Origin of the sequence: Bacillus timonensis (genome assembly GCF_000285535.1) — a bacterium.
Taxonomy (GTDB): domain Bacteria; phylum Bacillota; class Bacilli; order Bacillales; family Bacillaceae_L; genus Ferdinandcohnia; species Ferdinandcohnia timonensis.
The window spans coordinates 1-1,870 of record NZ_CAET01000086.1; the positions used below are offsets into that span (position 1 = coordinate 1).

A 1,870-nucleotide genomic window follows, 5' to 3' on the forward strand; every position below is an offset into this window, starting at 1 on the left:
AATCGAGTAGGAGGCGCGTTACCGCGCCGACCTCTCACACCACCGTACGTACCGTTCGGTATACGGCGGTTCGAAAGTTTATGTAATAATTTGATTCAATTGTTTTAGTCCTTGTTTCAGCCAGTATTCTTTATTCATAGCTGAATCCAAGACAGGATTATTAGACGTTCTCCAATATCCCTTTCGGGAGTTTGCACATTTCCAAGCAGTACTTGAGTAGATGCCAAGTTTCTTTAGGTTTCGGTATTTTGTTCTCGTTTTCTTCCATTCTTTCCATCGGCAGGCTCTCAATCTTCTTCTGATATGTGCGTCTAATAGATATGTATATCTCTTTATATCAGCGATTTTGAAATAGTTCCCCCACCCTTGAATTAGTTGGTTTATCTTTTGAATCCGATATTCCATACTTACTCCCCAATTGCGGTTTGTAAATTTCTTTAGCTTACCTTCAAACCTTTGTTTAGATTTCTTTGGCACGTAAACCCTAACTTTCCCCTTACTTCGGTAAAAACTCATCCCTAAGAATATACGTGCTATCGGCTTTCCCACCGCACTTTTCTCTTCATTCACCTTGAGTTTTAGCTTCTTTTCTATGAAGTCGGTAATTCCGCTTTTAACTCGTTCACCAGCTTTTTGACTTTTCACGTATATGTTGCAGTCATCGGCGTAACGGACAAATTTATGCTCTCGTTTTTCAAGTTCTTTATCCAACTCATTTAAGATAATATTGCTAAGTAGTGGACTAAGTGGTCCTCCTTGTGGAGTACCTTCTTTATTTACAGACACAACACCATTTTCCAAGACTCCTGCTTGTAAGTACCGACGTATAAGTTTTAGTGTCGGTTTATCAGTAATTGTCTTAGCTACAATAGACATTAATTTATCGTGTTGTACTTTATCAAAGAATCTTTCTAGGTCCATATCTACAACATACCGGTACCCATCTTCGATGTATAATCTAGCTTGTTCAATAGCCTGATGAGCACTTTTATTAGGCCTAAATCCATAGCTATGAGTGCTAAATTGTTTCTCAAAAATTGGGGTCAGCACCTGAATAATTGCCTGCTGGATAACTCGATCGGTTACCGTAGGGATTCCTAAATTACGCTTACCACCGTTAGGTTTTGGGATTTCTACTCTTCTAACTGCTCGAGGTTTGTATTGCCCATCCCGTATAAGTCGAATGATTTCTTGTCCGTGTTCTTTCAAATGAAGGCGAGTAGCTTCTATATCTTTCTCATCGACTCCTGCTGCTCCTTTGTTTCTCTTTACCTTCTGAAAGGCTCGATTCATGTTCTCTCGACTTATAATTCTGTCAATTAATTCGTTATTATATTCCATATCGTTCCCATGTTCTTGATTTTGCACAAAGAGAACTCCACTCTACAATAGAGTTCGTCGGTTTCCGCCCTTCTAGCTCTAATGCAGTCTTACGATTGGCTGTGTCTTCGTTCCTTTGTAAAGTAGTCTAACATGGTCTCTCCTTTCGTTCCGTCCTTCTCAACCGTAAGGTTGATACTACGACATCGGCTGACTTCTCTTGATTCAGCTACTTATCACTAAGTAGGTTCCTTTCCAGGATATCAAGAGACCTCCCAGGGTAAGTTCATTCACTTTCTCCTCATATATCTGCCACATTTATTTACGGTTCATCTGGGGATATTTTGGACTTTGTTTTGTTTTGCAAACTCGTCCTGAAACGTAAACCTCAAATGTGATTCGTGTACCTCAGACCGAGGATTTGCCTAGGGCTTCCTTCAGATTCCGCGTCGCCACGGACACCCTTGCCCTTGGCTAATGGTTCGCATATCCCAACGCCCATAGCGGACTCTCACCGCCAAGTTAATGAACATGCCTGGCACACAAAAAA

Annotated in this window: 1 protein-coding gene; it reads right to left on the minus strand. The window is 40.9% G+C overall.

Annotated elements, in window-relative coordinates; genetic code table 11:
* Window positions 1-78: 78 nt before the first annotated feature.
* On the minus strand, window positions 79-1,341 hold the full coding sequence (gene ltrA / locus BTHG_RS23750) for a group II intron reverse transcriptase/maturase (RefSeq protein ID WP_042341297.1): 1,263 nt from the start codon (window positions 1,339-1,341) through the stop codon (window positions 79-81).
* Window positions 1,342-1,870 lie beyond the last annotated feature (529 nt).

Coding starts and splice junctions, on each gene's coding strand:
- ltrA (WP_042341297.1), bottom strand. CDS start 1,341: ATGGAATATAATAACGAATTAATTGACAGAATTATAAGTCGAGAGAAC.